General features: G+C 72.8%; 22 protein-coding genes and 1 pseudogene. 7 read left to right on the forward strand and 16 right to left on the reverse strand.

Features of this window, described 5'->3' with window-relative positions:
• The first annotated feature begins 392 nt into the window (after positions 1-392).
• Both AC08OJ_RS11555 and AC08OJ_RS11560 read left to right on the forward strand, forming a co-directional pair.
• Entirely contained in the window at positions 393-800 is a 408-nt protein-coding gene (locus AC08OJ_RS11555) for a hypothetical protein (protein ID WP_476593347.1), read from the forward strand.
• Positions 797-1,021, forward strand: coding sequence for a helix-turn-helix transcriptional regulator (locus AC08OJ_RS11560; protein WP_476593348.1), 225 nt, complete (start codon positions 797-799; stop codon positions 1,019-1,021). The genes AC08OJ_RS11555 and AC08OJ_RS11560 overlap by 4 nt, the downstream gene beginning before the upstream one ends.
• A gap of 9 nt (positions 1,022-1,030) precedes the next feature.
• On the opposite strand, the gene AC08OJ_RS11565 is transcribed toward AC08OJ_RS11560, so the two are convergent.
• From AC08OJ_RS11565 to AC08OJ_RS11590, 6 genes and pseudogenes are all read right to left on the reverse strand, one after another.
• Positions 1,031-2,161: a WD40 repeat domain-containing protein gene (locus AC08OJ_RS11565; protein ID WP_476595714.1), complete on the reverse strand. Its 1,131-nt coding sequence runs from the start codon at positions 2,159-2,161 to the stop codon at positions 1,031-1,033.
• Positions 2,158-2,295, reverse strand: a complete 138-nt coding sequence (locus AC08OJ_RS11570) for a GTP-binding protein (RefSeq protein WP_476595725.1) — start codon at positions 2,293-2,295, stop codon at positions 2,158-2,160. The genes AC08OJ_RS11565 and AC08OJ_RS11570 overlap by 4 nt, the downstream gene beginning before the upstream one ends.
• 347 nt (positions 2,296-2,642) lie before the next feature.
• Positions 2,643-3,149 (reverse strand): annotated as a pseudogene (locus AC08OJ_RS11575) (CobW family GTP-binding protein); the annotation flags it as partial.
• Positions 3,146-3,346, reverse strand: a complete 201-nt coding sequence (locus tag AC08OJ_RS11580) for a hypothetical protein (protein ID WP_476593351.1) — start codon at positions 3,344-3,346, stop codon at positions 3,146-3,148. The pseudogene AC08OJ_RS11575 and the gene AC08OJ_RS11580, both read right to left, overlap by 4 nt.
• Positions 3,347-3,441: 95 nt before the next feature.
• Entirely contained in the window at positions 3,442-4,230 is a 789-nt protein-coding gene (locus AC08OJ_RS11585; RefSeq protein WP_476595726.1) for a metal ABC transporter permease, read from the reverse strand.
• Between the two features lie 238 nt (positions 4,231-4,468).
• Positions 4,469-5,578 (reverse strand): MFS transporter, encoded by a 1,110-nt coding sequence (locus AC08OJ_RS11590; protein WP_476595715.1) that lies wholly within the window; start codon positions 5,576-5,578, stop codon positions 4,469-4,471.
• 158 nt (positions 5,579-5,736) lie between these two features.
• Here AC08OJ_RS11590 and AC08OJ_RS11595 point away from each other — a divergent pair, with 158 nt between their 5' ends.
• A complete protein-coding gene (locus AC08OJ_RS11595) occupies positions 5,737-6,312 on the forward strand; it encodes a TetR/AcrR family transcriptional regulator (RefSeq protein ID WP_476593353.1) in 576 nt (191 codons plus the stop codon).
• On the opposite strand, the gene AC08OJ_RS11600 is transcribed toward AC08OJ_RS11595, so the two are convergent.
• Positions 6,297-6,731: a TM2 domain-containing protein gene (locus AC08OJ_RS11600; protein ID WP_476595716.1), complete on the reverse strand. Its 435-nt coding sequence runs from the start codon at positions 6,729-6,731 to the stop codon at positions 6,297-6,299. The two genes, AC08OJ_RS11595 and AC08OJ_RS11600, sit on opposite strands and share 16 nt — an antisense overlap.
• Before the next feature lie 263 nt (positions 6,732-6,994).
• On the opposite strand from AC08OJ_RS11600, the gene AC08OJ_RS11605 reads away from it, so the two are divergent.
• Entirely contained in the window at positions 6,995-7,267 is a 273-nt protein-coding gene (locus AC08OJ_RS11605; RefSeq protein WP_476595717.1) for a hypothetical protein, read from the forward strand.
• Between the two features lie 20 nt (positions 7,268-7,287).
• Here the strand turns inward: AC08OJ_RS11605 and AC08OJ_RS11610 are convergent, their stop codons facing one another.
• Positions 7,288-7,713, reverse strand: a complete 426-nt coding sequence (locus AC08OJ_RS11610; RefSeq protein WP_476595718.1) for a hypothetical protein — start codon at positions 7,711-7,713, stop codon at positions 7,288-7,290.
• Positions 7,656-8,243: a hypothetical protein gene (locus AC08OJ_RS11615; protein WP_476595719.1), complete on the reverse strand. Its 588-nt coding sequence runs from the start codon at positions 8,241-8,243 to the stop codon at positions 7,656-7,658. Before AC08OJ_RS11615 ends, AC08OJ_RS11610 begins: the two co-directional genes overlap by 58 nt.
• Before the next feature lie 575 nt (positions 8,244-8,818).
• Here AC08OJ_RS11615 and AC08OJ_RS11620 point away from each other — a divergent pair.
• Complete coding sequence (locus AC08OJ_RS11620; protein WP_476595720.1) at positions 8,819-9,616, forward strand: SDR family NAD(P)-dependent oxidoreductase; 798 nt, start codon at positions 8,819-8,821, stop codon at positions 9,614-9,616.
• Between the two features lie 37 nt (positions 9,617-9,653).
• On the opposite strand, the gene AC08OJ_RS11625 is transcribed toward AC08OJ_RS11620, so the two are convergent.
• The 3 genes from AC08OJ_RS11625 to AC08OJ_RS11635 all read right to left on the reverse strand — a co-directional run bounded on the left by AC08OJ_RS11625 (position 9,654) and on the right by AC08OJ_RS11635 (position 12,841).
• Positions 9,654-10,913 carry a GNAT family N-acetyltransferase gene (locus tag AC08OJ_RS11625; protein ID WP_476595721.1) on the reverse strand — a complete coding sequence of 420 codons (1,260 nt, stop codon included), beginning with the start codon at positions 10,911-10,913 and terminating at the stop codon, positions 9,654-9,656.
• Between the two features lie 111 nt (positions 10,914-11,024).
• Entirely contained in the window at positions 11,025-11,825 is an 801-nt protein-coding gene (locus tag AC08OJ_RS11630) for an arsenate reductase/protein-tyrosine-phosphatase family protein (protein WP_476595722.1), read from the reverse strand.
• 215 nt (positions 11,826-12,040) lie between these two features.
• A complete protein-coding gene (locus tag AC08OJ_RS11635; RefSeq protein ID WP_476593361.1) occupies positions 12,041-12,841 on the reverse strand; it encodes an aquaporin in 801 nt (266 codons plus the stop codon).
• Between the two features lie 227 nt (positions 12,842-13,068).
• On the opposite strand from AC08OJ_RS11635, the gene AC08OJ_RS11640 reads away from it, so the two are divergent.
• Complete coding sequence (locus AC08OJ_RS11640; RefSeq protein WP_476595723.1) at positions 13,069-13,428, forward strand: metalloregulator ArsR/SmtB family transcription factor; 360 nt, start codon at positions 13,069-13,071, stop codon at positions 13,426-13,428.
• 120 nt (positions 13,429-13,548) lie between these two features.
• Positions 13,549-13,983 carry an arsenate reductase ArsC gene (locus tag AC08OJ_RS11645; RefSeq protein WP_462203539.1) on the forward strand — a complete coding sequence of 145 codons (435 nt, stop codon included), beginning with the start codon at positions 13,549-13,551 and terminating at the stop codon, positions 13,981-13,983.
• 60 nt (positions 13,984-14,043) lie between these two features.
• Here AC08OJ_RS11645 and AC08OJ_RS11650 read toward each other — a convergent pair whose 3' ends face one another.
• The 4 genes from AC08OJ_RS11650 to cobO form a co-directional block, all read right to left on the reverse strand.
• Positions 14,044-14,538, reverse strand: a complete 495-nt coding sequence (locus AC08OJ_RS11650; RefSeq protein ID WP_476595724.1) for a MarR family winged helix-turn-helix transcriptional regulator — start codon at positions 14,536-14,538, stop codon at positions 14,044-14,046.
• Positions 14,539-14,718: 180 nt separating this feature from the next.
• Positions 14,719-15,195, reverse strand: a complete 477-nt coding sequence (locus AC08OJ_RS11655; RefSeq protein WP_476594557.1) for a cobalamin biosynthesis protein — start codon at positions 15,193-15,195, stop codon at positions 14,719-14,721.
• Positions 15,192-16,796, reverse strand: coding sequence for a cobyrinate a,c-diamide synthase (locus AC08OJ_RS11660; RefSeq protein WP_476594558.1), 1,605 nt, complete (start codon positions 16,794-16,796; stop codon positions 15,192-15,194). Before AC08OJ_RS11660 ends, AC08OJ_RS11655 begins: the two co-directional genes overlap by 4 nt.
• On the reverse strand, positions 16,790-17,398 hold the full coding sequence (cobO, locus tag AC08OJ_RS11665) for a cob(I)yrinic acid a,c-diamide adenosyltransferase (protein WP_476594559.1): 609 nt from the start codon (positions 17,396-17,398) through the stop codon (positions 16,790-16,792). The genes AC08OJ_RS11660 and cobO overlap by 7 nt, the downstream gene beginning before the upstream one ends.
• Between the last annotated feature and the right edge of the window lie 170 nt (positions 17,399-17,568).

Genomic DNA, 17,568 nt, shown 5'->3' on the forward strand with positions numbered 1-17,568 from the left:
GGACGGGTGGGGCCGCGGGGTCGGCGGCGGTCTCCGCGCGGCTGCGTGGCGCCCCGAACACTCCGACGGCACGGTGGCGGCGGATCTGGGCGGCGACCGAGCCGGCGCCGCGCCCCGGGTCGCGTTCCCCCTGGCGGCGTTAGAACCGGGCCGCGGCTTAGCCCGGCGAGGTCGAGGACGGCCAGAGCGCGGGGCCGGTCTGTTGAGCCTGGCCCAGGCGACGGTCGAGTTCAGCGTCCAGCCGCGTGGTGGCGTCGGCCACGCCGGTCTCCTCTCACTCCTCCCCAAGGATACGGGTACGCCTACGTAGCCGTATCCTTCTGCATCGATGTCCAGAGCCGCCTATGACAAGCAAACTTGACTTGATGTAAAGCTAGCTTTACATTCATACCATGATCGATGAGACGCGGCAGGACAACGTGACACGTGCCGCCCGCAGGGCGATCTTCCTGGACGGTCTCCCCGTCGCCACCCTCGGAGGGATCGCTCTGGCCCTGGGCAGCGACCCTGACCAGACCGCCGCCCAGGAGGCCTGGTGGCTGGGGGTCAGCGGCGCGTTCACGCTCGCCGTGGCATGGGTATTGCTGCGCGCCTTCCGCCGCGCCGACGAGTACCAGCGCAAGATCCAACTGGAGAGTATGGCGATTGCCTTCGCGGCAGTCCTGGTAGGGCTTCAGCTAGCCGCTCTGCTCGACGCCGCTGGTATCGTCCAGCTACGCCAGCTCACCCAGATAATCACCATCGGCGGCGTGGCGATGTGGCTGCTGATCGCAGACCTACGCACCCGTCTACGCCGATGAAGAACCAGCTGCGCGTGCTGCGGGCGGAACGCCGGTGGAGCCAGGCCGACCTGGCCGACCGATGCCGGGTATCCCGGCAGACCATCAACGCGATCGAGACCGAACGGTACGACCCCAGCCTTCTCCTGGCCTTCACCCTCGCCGACATCTTCAGCCTGGCCATCGAGGAGATCTTCATCCCCGACCGGTCAGGGACAACCACCGCCACCGACCGGCCCTGAGCTCGGCTGTTACGAGCACGGTTTTCGTCCCGGTCCCGGCCAGGCCGTCGCGCAATCGGAGCCCATGGCATGGTGAGGATCCAGCGCTGGAGGTCGACCAGCACGAGCGCGGTTTCCCGCCTGGCCGGATGCCGGGCAGGTCAGACCCTCCTTAACGGCCGCCTTCCAGGTAGGCGCCGGTGTCGAACGCGTACAGGGTGCCGGCGCGGGTGGCGATGAGGATGCGCCGCTGGTCGAGCCAGGTGAGGGCGGTGGCCGGGGCGTCGAGGTCGAACCGGTGCGCCGGTCGGGCGGGGCGGCCGGGCGCGGCGGTGGCGTCGGCGCCGCAGGTGGCCAGGCCGGCGCCGGTCGCGGGCTGCCAGGCGAGCGCGGTGATGGTGTCGTGACCGCGCAGCAGCCGGGGCCTTTGCCGGCGAAGTCCCAGACGGTGACGTCGGGGGCGCCGTTGTTGGCGAGCCATCGCCCGGTGGGGTCGAACGCCAGCTGGGTGACCTTGCCCAGGTAGCCCGGCATCTCCAGTTCCTGCCGGTCGCGGGTGCGCCAGATGTGCACGCTGCGGTCCTGGTTGCCGGTGCAGACCCACCGGTCGTTGGCGCCGACGGCGATCGCGAGGTGCGAGCCCGGGTAGCGCAGGTGTTCGACCGGGTCGGTGCTGTGCCGGGCGTAGCGGTAGGCGCCGCCGTAGGCGGCGGCGACGACCTCGCGGCCCGCCCGCAGCCAGGCGAGGTCGGTGACGGTGTTGGGCGCCGGGCCGGTGCACCACAGCAGGCTGCCCTCGGCGGCGTGCACCCGGACGTGCCGGCCGCAGGCGACCGCCACCCGGTTGGCGCCGTACCAGCGGGCGCGGGCGGACCAGCCGGCCGTGCCGTACGGGCTGTGCTGCTGGCCGGTGGTGTGCCACAGCCGGTAGCCGGTGGGGCCGGTCAGCGCCAGGTGGGCACCGTCGGGGGAGAACGCGGCGTCGAGCAGGCCGCCGTCGACCGACAGGGAGGCGGCGGGCTCACCGGTGTCGGCCTGGTGGATGGCGCAGGTCCCGTCGGCGCCGGCCACGGCGAGCAGCCCGCCGGCCGCGCTCACGGCGACGGGGGTCTCGTCGATCCTGGCCTGCCACAGCGGGGCTTCGATGGTCGCGGTGCTCATGCGGCGGTGGTGAGGCAGGCGGTGAACCCGGTCTCCAGTTCGGCGCGGTCGAGGTTGCGGCCGATGAAGACCAGCCGGTTGGTGCGTGGTTCGTTCTCGCGCCAAGGGCGGCCGGTGTCGCCGTCGAAGAGCATGTGCACGCCCTGGAAGACGTACTGGCGGTCGTTGCCGGCCAGGGCGAGGATGCCCCTTTAGACCGGAAGATGTCCACGCCCTTGCTCGCGAGGAGCTTGCCGAGCCAGGCGTTGAGCTTGTCGATGTCGACGTCACCTGGGGTGTCGATGCCGACCGAGGTGACGGTGGCGTCGTGCTGGTGGTCGGTGCTCTGCAGGAACTGCGGGTCGGTCTGCAGGACGCGGGAGAGGTCGAACGCGCCGACGTCGAGGATGGCAGCCAGGTCGATCTTCGCGTGCTGCGCCGGGATGATGTCGGCGAGGGCGTTGATCTGCCGCAGCCGGGTCTGGATGCCGCCCAGCTGGTCGGGGTCGACCAGGTCGGTCTTGTTGAGCACGAGGCGGTCGGCGAAGGCGACCTGCTCGACGGCCTCGTTCTCCACCCCGTCGGGTTTGACCTCGTCGAGGTGGGTGAGGATGTGCCTGGCGTCGACGAGGGTGATGATCGCGTCCAGGCGCAGCTGGCCGCGGATCTCGTCGTCGACGAAGAAGGTCTGCGCCACGGGCGCGGGGTCGGCCAGGCCGGTGGTCTCCACCAGGATCCGGTCGAAGCGGTCGCGGCGGCGCATCAGCGTGCCGAGGATGCGGATGAGATCCCCGCGCACGGTGCAGCAGATGCAGCCGTTGTTCATCTCGAAGATTTCTTCTTCGGCGTCCAGGACGAGGGCGTCGTCGACGCCGAGCTCGCCGAACTCGTTCTCGATGACGGCGATGCGCAGGCCGTGCTGTTCGCTGAGGATGCGGTTGAGCAGGGTGGTCTTGCCGGAACCGAGAAAACCGGTCAGCACGGTGACGGGTACCCGGGTATCAGTCATTCTTTTTCTCCTTCAGGTGACAGGGCGGCGCGAACGGACTCGGCGGTCAGCTCGGCCATCGGCTGGTGCAGCGTCCATCGGCGCGTCGGCGCGCCCGCGGACAGCACGGCAATGACGGTTTCCACAGGTGGGCAGCCCGGCTCGGCGCAGGCCAGCTGCTGGATGACCACCGTGTGGCTGTCGTCCAGCAGCAGCATGTCGCGGACGACCGCCTTGAGGGCGGCGGCGTTGGCCCGGCCGGTGCCATCGGGCCGGCCGGCGGGGCCGGCCAGTGGGGTTGTCGGATTGGTGGTCAGGATGTTCTCCCTTGGCCGGTGGTGGTTTGGTCGCAGCCGGCCAGCGGCACACGCCCATGGTCGGTGCGGGGGCCGGGGCGGGCGGTGCGGGTCAGCGCGGCGGCGGCGACCTCGGTGACCGCGAGTACCCCGACCACGGGGCCGGCGGGCAGGTCGAGGTGGTAGCTGGCCAGCAGCCCGACCAGCCCGGCGGTGACGCCGAGGCCGGCGGCCAGCAGCCGGGCGGCGGCGGCCGGGGCGATGCACAGCGTCAGCGCCATCAGGACTCCGACGGTGGTCAGGCCGATCACGACTACGAGGCCGAGCCCGAGGATGACCGCGGTGTCGACCAGGCCGGTGCGCACGCCGAGGGTGCGGGCGTGGCCCGGGTCGAAGGTGGTGGCGACCAGCAGCGGCAGGCATCCCGCGGCCGCGGCGATGACCAGCGCGGCGATCGCCAACTCGATGATCACATCGGTGGTGGTGACGGTCAGCGGGTTGCCGAACAGCACGTGCGAGAGGGCACGAGGCTCGGTGCTTTGCGATACCCCGACCACCCCGATGGCGCTGTCCTCCGGCAGCCGAGCCCGGACCACCAGCACGGCGACCAGCAGCGCCATCACCGCCGCCGCGACCAGCCCGCCGGCCAGCAGGGAGGCGCCGAGCAGCGCGGCGGCGGCGACGCCGGCGAGGATGGCGTGGCTCATCGCGTCGGTCAGGTACACCAGGCGGCGGCTGGTGGCCCACACCCCGGCGACCGGTGCGGCCACGCCGACGGCCAGGGTGGTGACCAGGGCGCGCTGCATGAACGGGTACCCCAGTGGCCCGGTCAGCCAGCCGAGGCCACTCACGCCGGCGGGCAGCACCTGGCCGGCGGGCCCGTCGGCGAGTACCGCCCGGTCGATGACCACTGCCCGGTCGAACAGGGCACGGGCCAGGTGCAGCTCGTGCAGCGCGCAGCAGACCGCGATGCCGCCGGTGGCCAGCTCGGTCAGCGCGGCCAGCAACGCGCTGACGCTCGCGGCGTCCAGGCCGTCGCACGGCTCAGGGAATGCAGATCCATGCGTACGTAACAGGGCCGCCTCGATGGCGCGGCGGTCCGCGGCGGCTGGCCGCCGCCACCACCGCCGCGGGGAAAGCCGGCCGGTCGCCACCGCCTGGCGGACCGAGATGGGCAGGTCCCAGCGCGGGGTGGCGCGTTGCGGCACGAACGCCACCCGCACCTCGCTCGCCCCCCCGCAGTTCGGTGCGCCGGTGGTGGCATGCCGTCGCCTGGCGGGTGACGGTGCCCTCGTGGGGGGTGAGGCCGGCGAGGGCGCGCAGCAGGGTGGACTTGCCGGCGCCGAGGAACATCACGGTGCGGGGGGCGGTGTCGCGCACGAGCAGCACAGTCAGGGCCGCGGTCACGGTGATGGCGAAGACCGCGAGACCTCCCAGCACGACCCAGCGGGAGTCGACGACGAGACGGGCCAGGCTCGGGCCGAGGGAGAGGTAGAACCCGCTCAGGGCCCAGGAGGCGACCAGGCAGGGGGCGGCGGGTACGCCGATGGTCGGGCGCAGCGACGCGAGCGCTCCGGGGATGCGCGGTGCGGTCTCGGGCATCGCCGCGACCCCGACCGCCTGGGCGAGCACGATCGCGCACAGCACCAGGTAGGCCACGAGCAGACTGGACCCGAGGGCACCCAGGGCCAGGCCGGTGAACGAGCCGACTCCGTTGGCCAGGGTGCCGCGGGCCCGGTCGAGGTCGAGCAGGCCGGCGCCGAGGGCGCCGCTGGCGGCGCCGGTCGCCAGGCCCTGCAGAACGCGGCCGATGGTCAGTTCCCCTACCCCGCCGGCGGCGGCGAGCAGCAGCGAGGAGGTGAGCAGCACCGGACGGCGCCCGATGTGGTCGGAGAGGGCTCCGACGGTGAGCAGTGCGGCGAGGACGGCCAGGGCGTACACGGCGAACACGACGGTCACGGTGATCGGGGAGAACCCCCAGCGGGCCTGGTAGACCGGGTAGAGGGGGGTGGGGGCCGAGGACGCGGCGAGGAACGAGCCGATCATCGACGTCTGCAGGAGGAATCCGGCGCGCGGGGACAGCCTGCCCCGGTGGGGCGCCGTGCCCGGGTCGGGCGGGGCGTCGCGGGCCGCGGCCTGCCGCGGCAGGGCCACCGGCGGCGCCGGTCTGGCCGGCGGGGAGGCCGGTGGCGATGGGTTGGGAGGACATCGGGTTTCCCTTCACCGGACAGCTAAAGCTAAGATTTTGCGTTAGCGCCCGACGGTACCCTCGGCCCGACGTTAACGCAAAGGATGTGCGTTAGGCTGGATGCGTGAGTCCGTCCGAGGGTCCGCGGCCCGGGGGGCGTAGCGCGCGGGTCCAGCAGTCCGTGCATGCCGCGGTGCGCGCGCTGCAGGCCGAGTGGGGTCGGCACGAGATCACGGTGCCGCTGGTCGCCGCCCGGGCGGGGGTGACCGCCTCCACCGTCTACCGGCGCTGGGGGGACCTGACCGAGCTGCTCGCCGACGTCGCCGCCGAGCGGCTGCGCCCGGAGACCCCGCCGGCGGGCACCGGGTCGCTGCGCGGCGATCTCGCCGCCTACTGCGAGCAGTACCTGGAGGAGATGTCCTCCCCCACGGGCCGGGCGTTCCTGCGCGACCTGGTCGCTTCCTGCGGCGGCGACCGGCCGGCGTGCTGCTGTGACCTATACATCCGCAAGCAGATCGGGGTCATCGTCGAACGGGCCGCGCGTCACGGTGAACCCGCCCCCGGGGTCGGTGAGATCGTCGAGGGGGTCATGGCACCGATGATGTACCGCATCCTGTTCGTCGCCGACCCGGTCGATCTCGCCGACGCCCGCCGGTTGGTGGACGCCCTGCTCGCCCGCGGTGGTCAGCCGCGCGGGTAGCCGAGCCGGGTGTTGTACTCCTGGACCGCCGAGGCGGAGCTGACCATGGCGATCACCCACACGATGAACCACACCGGAACAGTGATGATCAGTGTGACGATGAAGAAGGAGAACATCCACAGGAACAGGTCGGCGATCAGGAGCACGACACCCGTGGTGGTCCTGCCGGCGTAGATGTGGCCCACGCCCAGCCACAGGAAGGTCAGCAGCAGCGCGACCGCGACCGACTTCGGCGGTACCGGCGGGTAACCCTGGCCCGGGCCGGGACCCGGGGAGGACTGCGGCGGGCCGATCGGGTACGGCGTCGGGCCCGGCCCGCCGGCCTGGCCATGAGGCGGCCGCGGCGGCTGTCCGTACGGCTCGTGTCCGTACGGCCCAGGCTGCTGCGGCTGCCGGTGCGGGTCGTCCCACCCTGTCATGTGGCCCCCGATCTTGTCGGTGCATACTGTAACAGGATCATCCGGCTACGTGCATGGACCGGAATATCGGAACCGCGACCGGCATCCCGGCCTTCGGGAATATGACGTTTACCACACAAAGATCGTTATGTGGATAAACCTGTCGACAAGCCGGTGGGTAACCTGCCGCGACCCTGTGGATGCCCTGTGGGGCAATGCTGATCCCCGGATTCGCCGAGAAGTCAAGACGTTGCGGTGCGTACCAGCCGCGATATCACTGGAGTGTGACTCTGGCGCATCTGACTTCTCGTCCGACCACCACCACCCGGTCCGCCGTACCCACCGCGCCGGGCAGCGCGCCCGTGCTGCCGCCCAGCGTCGCCCGGGTCGCCGCCCGCACCCGGCTGTCCGCCGAGCTGCTGGCGGCGGTCCTGGAGGTCGAGCGGCGCACGCGGGCCACCCTCGAGGACATCGAACGCGCCGACGCACTGGCCGAACGGCTGCTCGTGCGCCGCGGTGCGCGGCTGCGCGCCGCGGCCGGCCGGCCGGCCCGGTGACCTGCTCCCCCGGGCTCGGCTCAGGCGGCGCCGGCCCGCCGCGAGGCGCGCTCGGCGTGTGCCGAGGTGAGCATCAGGATCTCGTTCGTCCTCAGGGTGAGCACCCGCGACGGGCGCTTGTCGAGGATGTCCTCCACCTCGAGGAGGGCGGCTTCGGCCACGGCGGGATCGCGGCGCAGCGTGGCGGCGGCGAGCGACGCCAGCGCCCAGCCGCGGTCGAGGATCGCCGGGGTGGTCAGGTCGATCGCGGTGTACGCGGCGGAACGCGCCCCGGGCATCCCGAGGCGGGCCATCGCGTCGGCGACGACGCAGGCCTCCCGGACCTCGTCGAAGGGGGGCCAGCCGGGATGGCGCAGGCCGAGCACAGTCGGCCGGTTGCGCAGCCGGTTCAGGGCGGCGTCGAGGGCTGCCTCGTCGCCGGTGGCCGCGGCGACGGTGGCCTGCACCACCGCTGCCCAGCCGTGCAGGTAGGGATGGTCGACAGCGGCCGCCTTGGCCGCGGCGTTGCGGGCGGGCGGCGTAGCGCCCGGTGACGAAGGCGATCGCCGCGTCCAGCGCTGTGCGCGGTGCCGGTGAGCAGCCGGTCGTCGAGCTGGGCGGCGAACTGCTCGGTGAGGGTCGCGAACCGCCGCGCCGAGGTGTCGTCGCCGGTGTCAACGGCCAGCATCGTCCCGAGGGAGAACGACAGGTAGCCGGCGACCCGGGTCAGTTCGGCGTGCACCGTCGGGGACAGCCGCCGTCCCAGGGCGGCCTGGACCCGCCGCCAGTCGGCGATGACCGGGCCCACCAGCGTCGTGTGCGGGGCGGAGAACAGGGTCGTGGCGTACCGGTGCAGCCGGTCGTCGAGTTCGGTGAGCGTCACCGGATCGGGGTCGGCGAACGTGATCTCCCGGGAGAGTACCGCCGCGGCCCGTCCAGCGGCAGCCAGACCGAGCCGGTCCGAGGCCCGGGTGGGCGACAGTTCCATGCCGTTCATGACCATCCCCTCACGTTCCGGCCGGTGCCTCGTGGCGCACCGGTCACAGTCCGGCGACGGATGTTCGACCGGGCGGGGACCATGCTTCGTTGCGTCGTCCCGTGGCTGGGGCCGCCGCCGGTCGGCACGGCCGGCTGTACGCCGATGATGCTGGTGAACCTGCACGGTTCACCCCAGTGCGTAGCTGATCCGGCAAACACTGTGACCAGTCGCAAGCTACCGCGCAAGAGGGGGGTGGTGTACAGCGGTGTGACAGATTGATCAGAGTCTGCTCCTGGTCCGCCCCGGACAGTTCGGACGTTCCCGATGATCGAGCTCGGGGTCCGCCCCCGCTGTGCCCGCCCCCGCCGGTGAGGTGGCCGCGGCGCAGGTCAGGCAGGTCGGGCAGGTCGGGGGGCGCGGTGTTCCCGGTCGTCGAGCCATCGGTCCAGATCCTGTCCCTCGACACCCCGCCGCCGCCAACCCGCGATCCGTCAGATAACTCACAGGCGGATAACCCACCTGCCAGGGGCAAGCCCTGAGTCCCTGTGGCCGGGCCACCCTGCCGGTAGGGAGAACTGTGGTAGGGAGAGGCAGTGGATTTCCGCGGACAGACCGCACTGATCACCGGTGCGTCGACGGGCATCGGCGCCGTCTTCGCCCGCGAGTTCGCCGACCGGGGCGCCGACCTCGTGCTCGTCGCGCGCGGCGAGGACCGGTTGCGCGCGAACGCCGCCGAGATCACCCGGTGCCACGGCGTGCGCACCGAGGTGATCGCCGTCGATCTGGCGGAGCCGGCCGCGGTCGACGCCGTCGCCGAACGGGTCGCCGCCGCCGGGGGCGGGGTCGACGTGCTGGTGAACAACGCCGGGTTCGCCACGCACGGCGACGTGGCCGGGGCCGAGGCGGCGCGGCTGGTCGGGCAGGTGCGGCTCAACTGTGTCGCCGTCGTCGAGCTGACCGCGCGCTTCCTGCCCGCGATGGTGCACCGCGGGCGCGGCAGCATCGTGAACGTGGCCAGCATCGCCGCGTTCCAGCCGGTGGCGCACATGGCCGTGTACGCGGCGACGAAGGCGTTCGTGCTGTCCTTCTCCGAGGCGCTGTGGGCCGAGGCCCGCCCGGCGGGGGTCAGGGTGCTCGCGCTGTGCCCCGGCTCCACCGACACGCCGTTCTTCGACGTCGTCGGTACCGAGGACGCCGCCGTCGGGCGCAAACGTTCCCCCGAGCAGGCGGTGGCCAGTGCGATGCGTGCCCTCGAACGCAGCCGTCCCTCGGTCGTCGACGGACGGCGCAACGCGCTGCTGGCCCGGGGTGGGCGGCTGCTGCCGCGGCGGGCGCTGATCCGGATCGCCGAACGCGCCGTCCGCCCGGCCCCGGACGGCTCTCGCGGGTAGGACCTCTCCGGTAGGCCGGGGGGTTTCGGGATCATCCTCACCCGGCCAGCCAGCGCCACCACGGGCTGAAGATCAGGTCGGTGAGCAGCGTATAGCCGCCCGCCGCAGAGTGCGTGCCGTCACCGGCGGCGAGCTCACGCGCCCAGGACGGCCGGCGGCGCAGGGCGGGGAACACGCCGACGTAGGGGACGTCGTAGGCGGCGCAGACCTCGGCGTAGCGGACGGTGAGGTCCGCGACGCGCTCGTCGCGGCCGGGATCACCGGACGGGGGCGGTCCGACCATCAGCACCGGCATGAGGGGGCGGGCTTCGGCGAGCAGGGCCGTCAGGGCGGCGACCGAGTCCCGCGGCGGGACCCGGGTGGCCGTCCCGGTCCCCGCCGCCGGGTCCGTGGTGTCGGCCTCGGCGGTCATGTCGTTCACGCCGAACATGTCGTTCACGCCGAAGGAGATCACGAGCCGGGGGTGTTCCGCCTCGGCCAGCCGGGGCAGGCACTCCGCCCGCCATCGGGCGTGGGCCTCGGTGGAGGTGGCACGCCGAAGCCCGAGGTTGTAGGCGGTCAGCGCCACGCCGGCGTCCTCTGTGCGGGCGGCCAGACGCCCGACCCAGCCCAGGTGGGCGGGGTCGCCCACGCCCGCGACGAAGGAGTCCCCGAGGAAGCAGACCCGCAGGTCGCCGCCGCGCAGCCGGGCCGCTGCCGGCGGGTGCGCGGCCGGCGTGGGAAGGCGTGGGAAGGCCGTTGCCGCCGCGTCGAGGTCGGCGGCGGTCAACGGCCGGGTGAAGGTGACGCGGTGCAGCCCCGGCCCGTCGTAGTCGGAGTGGACCGGGAAGCCGTCGATCATGGTGTCGCCGGGTTCGACCCGGAAACCCAGGCCGGTGTGGAAGGCCAGCGACGTCGCGTTGCCCGGGCTGGTGACCGCGTCGACGCGGCGGGCCCCACGGGTGGCGGCGAGCCGGAAGAACCGCCGGTAGAGACCGCCGGCGATACCACCGGCGATACCACCGCGGCGGCGCGCCGGGTCGACGCCGACGAAGTGGATATAGGTGACCTCGGGTGCCGAGGCCGACAGGAAACCGACGAGGAAGGCGACAAGGCGGCCGTCGCCGGCACGTTCCACCAGGTAGCTGCTGTCGGTGAAGTGCTGGAAGAACAGCCGCGGCAGCAGCAGCGCGCGCTGTATCGACCCGGCGGCCCCCTGGAAGCCACCCCACCAGTCGTCCATGACGGCGAGCACGCGCCCCTGGTCGTCCGCGGTGGGATGGCGCATCGTCAGGCCGTCGGGAGGATCAAAGATCACGCCGCCACCCTGGCAGAGCCCCGGCCGCCGGCCAAGGCGTTTTTTCCCGCCCGACCGGGATCCCGGTTGTCCGCGCCGCCCCTCCGATCCCGCCCCGGATCGGACGGGCGGTCAGGCGGGCGGTCCAGGTGGGGGTCGCCGTAGTACTCGCCGAAAATCGGGCGGGGCTAGGGTGAGGAGGGGGGCGAAACGGTGCTGATCGACGGTCGCTGCGGCGGGCCGGCCGTTGGCGCCGGCCGCTGCGGCCGGCGCCGGGCCCGCGACGGCTCCCGCGAGCCGTTCAATGCGGGTTGCGAGGTCGGCGAAGGTGTACTCGAAGGCGTCGTCGGTGTCGGTCGGGACCGGGTCGGGCACCGACCAGTGCAGCCGGCGTTCCGTGGGGCGTCGCAGGTGTTCGTGGGCGTTGTCGCAGACGGTCACCACGAGGTCGTCGGGTTGCAGGACGTCGTCGAGGTGCGCTGTGCGCAGGGCGGTGAGGGCCAGGCCGTGGCGACGGGCGACGTCGATCGTGCGGGGGTGGACGGCCGGGGCCGGGTCGGTGCCGGCTGAGGCCGCGGGGACGCTGCTTCGGGCCGTCCATTGCGCGGCGGCCAGCTGCGAGCGTGCGGTGTTGTGGGTGCAGACGAAGACCACGCGCGGCGCCGGGAGGACCGCGGGCGGAAGGAGGGTGGCCAGGGCCTCGGGTACGAGGTGCAGGTAGCTGCGGCGACGGTCGGCCTGCGAGCGGATCCGCCGGATCAGCCCGGTGCCCTCCAGCGTGGCGAGGTGGTGGGCGAGCAGGTTCGACGGGCTTCCGAGCGCGGTGCCCAGCTCGCTCGGGGACGCTTCGCCGAGGGCCAGGGCGTCGACGACGGCCAGTCGCGCGGGCTCGGCGAGCGCCGCATGCAACGCGGCCCTTCGCTCAACTGTCATTGACTCAATGTCCATTGAGGTGATTGTCGGTGTGGGGGTGGCTGCGGTCAAGATGGGCCCGCACGCCACACCCCGGCCACACCGCCGCAGAGACAACTCGGGTCAGCGGCGGGCTGCGCTCCTGCCGGGCACGGACCCGCCAGCATGAGCACCGTTCCCGAATCGAGCGCGGCCCGCGCCTTGCGGCCGGTGCACCGTCCCAGCACGAGCGACGGTCACGTACCGGATATCCCCGATGGACGAGATCGGACGGACTGGTCGGGCTCACCGGCCGCAGCCGCGCCATTCACGCTCGCGGCGGGATGAGCGACGACGACCTCCGCCGCCGCGGCCCGGCCCAGCTGCGGGTAGAACAGGCGGATCAGCCCGGTCCCGAGCAGGCCGCCGACGAGCTGCGCGGCGATGAACCCCGGAGCGGACGCCGGAGCAATACCGGCGAAGCTGTCGGAGAACATCCGGCCAGTCGTGATTGCCGGGTTGGCGAAGGACGTGGACGAGGTGAACCAGTAGGCGGCGCCGATGTAGGCGCCGACCGCGGCCGGAGCCTTGTCCGACCGGCCCGAGCGGGCCAGGGCGAAGATGACCAGCAGCAGGCCGGCCGTGGCGACGACCTCGGACAGCAGATGCGGCCAGGTGGCCCGGTGGTGGGTGGAGATCGACACCGCCGACCGGTCGAACATCAAGTTCGCCAGGACGGCGCCGGCGATGCAGCCGGCGACCTGGGCGGGCAGGTAGGCGGCCACGTCCCGCCACGACAGTCCGCCGAAGACGGCGTCGACCGCGGACACGACCGGGTTGAAGTGCGCCCCGGACACCGGCCCGACCATCAAGATGATCGCGAACAGGCCGGCGGCGGTGGCCACCGCGTTCTCCGCTAGTTCCAGGCCGGTCTGGTTCGGGCTGAGCTGCTGGGCGGCGATGCCGGAGCCGATGACGAGGGCGGCCAGCAGCATGCTGCCGACCGCCTCCGCCGCCAACCGCCGGGCGAGATGTGGCTGTGGCTGTTCTCCCGTCATCGCGCGGTCAGGAAGTAGAAGTCCACCGCGGCGTCCACGTCCGAGACGTTCAACGCCAACTGCACCCTCGCCATCCCAACCCTCCAGACATCGACCGATATCTATAGCAACTGCTGGCGCCGAGGATGCGCCCAGGCATAGACCGCTGTCAATAGCTGAGGCATGCTGGAGGCCATGACCACCGCAACCCGCCCCGCCGCATCGTCGGCCGCCCTACCGCCCCCGCCGTGACCACGCGCGCCCCGGACGCGGCGGCCGGGCCTGGAGCGTGGGTGTGTTGCAGCCCGTTGACCCGTCAACCGCTGTCCGCCGAGGCCGCCGCCCGCCTCGCCGGTGTGCTCAAGGCGATCGCGGACCCAACCCGGCTGCGGCTGCTGTCGCTGATCTACGCCCACGAGGGCGGGGAGGCGTGCGTGTGCGAGCTGACCGAGCCGCTCGGGCTGACCCAGCCCACGATCAGCCACCACCTGAAAGTCCTGGTCGACGTCGGCCTGCTCACCCGCGACAAGCGCGGGGTCTGGGCCTACTACAAGGCCGCACCCGACGCCCTCGCCGCACTCAGCACGATGATCAGCCCCTGCTGCTGACGGCGCCCCGGCGCCTACGATCCATGGCCCGGTACGCCGGGACCGAGCCCCGCTCTAGACCCGACCGCATCCATCGGCGTAGCCGGCACGCTGCGCTGTCAGGAAGGCCACGAGACTGCCGTGACCACCAGCCCTGTTGCATCCGTCCTGTTCGTCTGCGTGCACAACGCCGGCCGCTCCCAGATGGCCGCCGGATTCCTGCGGCACCTCGCCGGTGACCGGATCGAGGTGCGTTCCGCCGGCTCCCTGCCCGCCGAGCAGGTCAACCCCGCCGCGGTCGCCGCCATGGCCGAGGTCGGCATCGACATCACCGGCCAGAAGCCCAAGGTGCTGACCACCGAGGCGGTGCAGGCCTCCGACTATGTGATCAGCATGGGCTGCGGCGACGCCTGCCCGGTCTTCCCCGGCAAGAACTATCTCACCTGGGACCTCGACGACCCCGCCGGCCAGGGCGTCGACGCTGTTCGCCCGATCCGCGACCAGATCGAGATCCTTATCAAGGACCTCATCGCGGAGATCGGCAGCCGGCCGGAGCGTCCGGGCATCCCAGCCTGACCGCTCTGCCCGCCGAGGTAGATGCCAACGTGTGTGATTACGCCCCCCGGAGATCCGCGCTCAGGGCCCGCCGGTGGCGGCGGGGGACGGGTCGGTCGTGCGGCGGTCATCGAGCTGTTCGACCAGGCGTGACAGGGCCGGCAAGGCTTCGACGATAACGGCCTGGTCGGCGGCGGCGAGCCGGCCCAGTGCGTCGCCGAGCCTGCGTTCGTGGGCCTCGCGCCACCCCTGCAGATGGCGGGTACCGGTCTCGGTCAACGACACCCGGGCCGCGCGCCGGTCGGCCGGGTCGGTGACCCGCCGCAGAAGATCCGCGTCCGACATCTGTTGCACCAGGGTGCTCACCGTATTCGGAGCTAGGTGGAGCAGGCCGGCGAGCTCACCTACCCGCGCGCCGCCGCGTTCCTGCAGGCACTGCAACAACTCCACCTGGGCCATCGGCAGGACCTCCCACGGGTAGTCGCTGCGGATACTCGTCCGCAGCACCCGTCGAAGTCGAGTGACGACCTCGGTCAACGCCCGCGCGTCCCGTTCCAGCCGTAGCTGCACCGCCATCCCGACAGGATAGCTAGGAAAGGGCCGGGTTTCACCGGTCGGATCAGCAGGTTCTCCGCGCCGACGATCGCCTGGCGGGATCATCACCCGTTCGCGTTTGTCTTCCTTAACAACACCAGCGGCGCGAGCCGATGCTGAGCAAAGTGGTCCGCTCGACCACCCAGCCGACCTGGTCCGCAGTCACGCGGAAGCGCCGCTACCCCGATCCGGCGCGCCATGCCGGGCGATCGCGACCGTCACCCGCCGGCCGGCGCGTTTGGGTACGAGCAGGACCGGCTGTGGCATGGCCGTTCCCAGGGACAGGGTGGCCGTTCCCGGGGACAGGGGGACAGTGAGGGGGATCAGGCAGGCGGCCTCGGCGACGCTCGGGGTGCCGAGCGCGGCGTGGGCGGCGGCACCGGGATGGGGCACGTCGACGCCTGCGAGCAGGGCGGCGGGATGGCCCACCAGCGGCCAGCCGTGGTGGCGTGCGGCGGCGACGACGCCCGGTTCGTCCCGGCGGGGCTCGACCGTCGCCATCCGGCGCACCGCGCTCATCGGCGCCGCGAGGTCGTGCAGCGCCGCCTCGACCAGCCCCAGGATCTCCGCCGCCGTCACCCCGGGCCGTGCACCGACACCGACGACCAGTCCCCCGTCCCCCGGTTCTGCTCCGGTCACGCCGCGCGGGCGGCGGCGAGCAGGCGGGTGGCGGCGCCGGGTCGTCCGGCCCAGTGCAGATGCAGGTAGGAGGCGTGCACCCGGCGGTGCACGAACCCCTCGGACATCCACGGCGACGCCGCCTGCTCCCCGCCACGCCGGCCACCACCCGCGACGCGTCCCGGCGCAGGCCGGGGAGCGGTTCCGGGTATCGGCAGCCACCACGCCGCCACCCCCGACGGCCCGGGGGGCCCGCCCGCGGCGCCGCCGCGGGCGGGGGACGGCGACCGTGGGTCGGACGGCGACCGGCCGGGTGGGGGCAGCAGGACCGTACGGTGGAACTCGTGGGCGTGCACGGTGGTCCCGGCCGCCGCCAAGGGGCTGTCCGCGGCGGCGATCGCGTTGCGGTAGCCGAGGGTGAGCCGCGGGCCCATCACCGTCTCCACGTCGAGAACCCCGCACATCGGCGCGCCGTCCAGGGTGCGGGCCAGGTAGAGCAGTCCGGCGCACTCGGCGGCGACCGGCCCGCCGCGGGCGGCGAACGCGGCGACCTCGGCGCGTAACCGGGCGTTGTCGGCGAGCGCGGCGACGTGCTCCTCGGGGAAACCACCGCCGATGATCAGGGCGTCGGTTCCCGGTGGCAGCGTCTCGTCGCGCAGCGGGTCGACGGGGACGACGTCGGCGCCCGCGGCGGTGAGCAGCTCGATGTGTTCGGGGTAGCCGAAGGTGAACGCGGCTCCCCCGGCGACCGCGACCCGCGGGGGCCGGTCGGGCACCGCGGGCACCGCCGGGTCTGCTGTCGTGACCGCTACCGGAGCGATCGCTGCCGGGTCCGCCGGTCCGGCCGCGGCGAGCACGGTGGCCGGATCCCAACGTGCGACGCGCAACGGCGGCGCGGTGCGTGCCACCCGCAGCAGGGCGTCGAGGTCGCAGGCGGATCCGACCAGCGCGCCGAGCCGGTCGACGGCGGCGACGGCGGCGGGCCTGCGTTCCGCCGCCGGTACCAGACCGAGATGCCGCGAGGGGGTGTGGACGGCCTGTTCCCGCGGCACCGCGCCGAGCACGGGCACGGCGATGTCGTCGAGTGCCTCGGTGAGCAGGTCGCGGTGACGGGGGGAACCGACCCGGTTGAGGATCACCCCGGCCAGGCGGATCCGCCGGTCGAATCCGCGGAACCCGGCGACGAGCGCGGCGATCGAGCGGGCAGCGCCGGAGACGTCGACGACGAGCACGACGGGGGCGTCGAGCAGCCGGGCGACGTGCGCGGTGGAGGCATGGTCGGCCTGCTCACCGGGACCGGGACGGGCCACCCCGTCGAACAGGCCCATCACCCCTTCGACGACGGCGAGGTCCGCGCCGCGGGCCCCGTGGGCGAACAGCGCGGCGATGCGCGCCGCGCCGCAGAGCACCGCGTCGAGGTTGCGGCCCGGCCGGCCGCAGGCCAGCGCGTGGTAGCCGGGATCGATGTAGTCCGGGCCGACCTTGTGCGGGGAGACGCGCAGGCCGCGGGCGGTGAACGCGGCCATCAGCCCGGTGGTCACCGTCGTCTTGCCGGCGCCGCTGGCCGGGGCGGCGAGAACCAGCCGGGGAGTGTCGATCTCCGCCCGGAGCTCGCTCACCATTCAATGCCCCGCTGCCCTTTTTGCCCGGTGTCCATGGGATGGCGGACCTTGGTCATCTCGGTGACGAGGTCGGCGGCGTCGAGCAGCTCCCGGGGAGCGCGCCGCCCGGTGACGACGACATGCTGACGGCCGGGGCGGGAGCGCAGGACCTCGACGACCTCGTTGACGTCGAGCCATCCCCAGCGCAACGGGTAGGTCAGTTCGTCGAGCACGTACAGCCGGTAGGTCTGTGCGGCGAGGTCCCGGGTGATCTGCGCCCAGCCCTCCCGGGCGGCGGCACCTGGGTCACCGTCCGGGTCGACCCGTTCGCGCACCCAGCTCCAGCCCGCGTCCATCTTGTGCCAGGTGACCGGGCCGCCCTGGCCGGAGTCGGCGAGTACCTGCAGCGCGCGTTCCTCGCCGATGCGCCACTTCGCGGACTTGACGAACTGGAACACTCCGACCGGCCAGCCCTGTGACCAGGCGCGCAACGCCAGACCGAACGCGGCCGTCGACTTCCCCTTGCCGTCGCCGGTGTGAACTATCAGCAGCGGCCGGTCGCGGCGCTGGCGGGTGGTCAGCCCGTCGTCGGGGACGGTCTCGGGCTGTCCCTGCGGCGTCAACAGGCCACCTTCCCGGACGTCGTGCGGGACGCCGCGCGAGGAGTGAGATGGTGCAGGGCGTCCAGTGGGATCGTGATGCCGCCGAGGGCGCCCGCGAGCCGCTGGGCCAGGCCCAGGCGCAGGAAACCGTTCTCGCAGTCGACGACGACGCTGCTCAACTTACCCCGACC

Source organism: Frankia sp. CgKIO3 (assembly GCF_977946435.1).

Excerpts from the sequence above, each read along its gene's own strand:
- AC08OJ_RS11555 (WP_476593347.1), top strand. The coding sequence starts at position 393 with ATGATCGATGAGACGCGGCAGGACAACGTGACACGTGCCGCCCGCAGG.
- AC08OJ_RS11560 (WP_476593348.1), top strand. The coding sequence starts at position 797 with ATGAAGAACCAGCTGCGCGTGCTGCGGGCGGAACGCCGGTGGAGCCAG.
- AC08OJ_RS11565 (WP_476595714.1), bottom strand. The coding sequence starts at position 2,161 with ATGAGCACCGCGACCATCGAAGCCCCGCTGTGGCAGGCCAGGATCGAC.
- AC08OJ_RS11570 (WP_476595725.1), bottom strand. The coding sequence starts at position 2,295 with ATGCTCTTCGACGGCGACACCGGCCGCCCTTGGCGCGAGAACGAACCA.
- AC08OJ_RS11580 (WP_476593351.1), bottom strand. The coding sequence starts at position 3,346 with ATGCTGCTGCTGGACGACAGCCACACGGTGGTCATCCAGCAGCTGGCC.
- AC08OJ_RS11585 (WP_476595726.1), bottom strand. The coding sequence starts at position 4,230 with ATGCAGCGCGCCCTGGTCACCACCCTGGCCGTCGGCGTGGCCGCACCG.
- AC08OJ_RS11600 (WP_476595716.1), bottom strand. The coding sequence starts at position 6,731 with ATGACAGGGTGGGACGACCCGCACCGGCAGCCGCAGCAGCCTGGGCCG.
- AC08OJ_RS11615 (WP_476595719.1), bottom strand. The coding sequence starts at position 8,243 with ATGAACGGCATGGAACTGTCGCCCACCCGGGCCTCGGACCGGCTCGGT.
- AC08OJ_RS11630 (WP_476595722.1), bottom strand. The coding sequence starts at position 11,825 with ATGACAGTTGAGCGAAGGGCCGCGTTGCATGCGGCGCTCGCCGAGCCC.
- AC08OJ_RS11635 (WP_476593361.1), bottom strand. The coding sequence starts at position 12,841 with ATGACGGGAGAACAGCCACAGCCACATCTCGCCCGGCGGTTGGCGGCG.
- AC08OJ_RS11650 (WP_476595724.1), bottom strand. The coding sequence starts at position 14,538 with ATGGCGGTGCAGCTACGGCTGGAACGGGACGCGCGGGCGTTGACCGAG.
- AC08OJ_RS11660 (WP_476594558.1), bottom strand. The coding sequence starts at position 16,796 with ATGGTGAGCGAGCTCCGGGCGGAGATCGACACTCCCCGGCTGGTTCTC.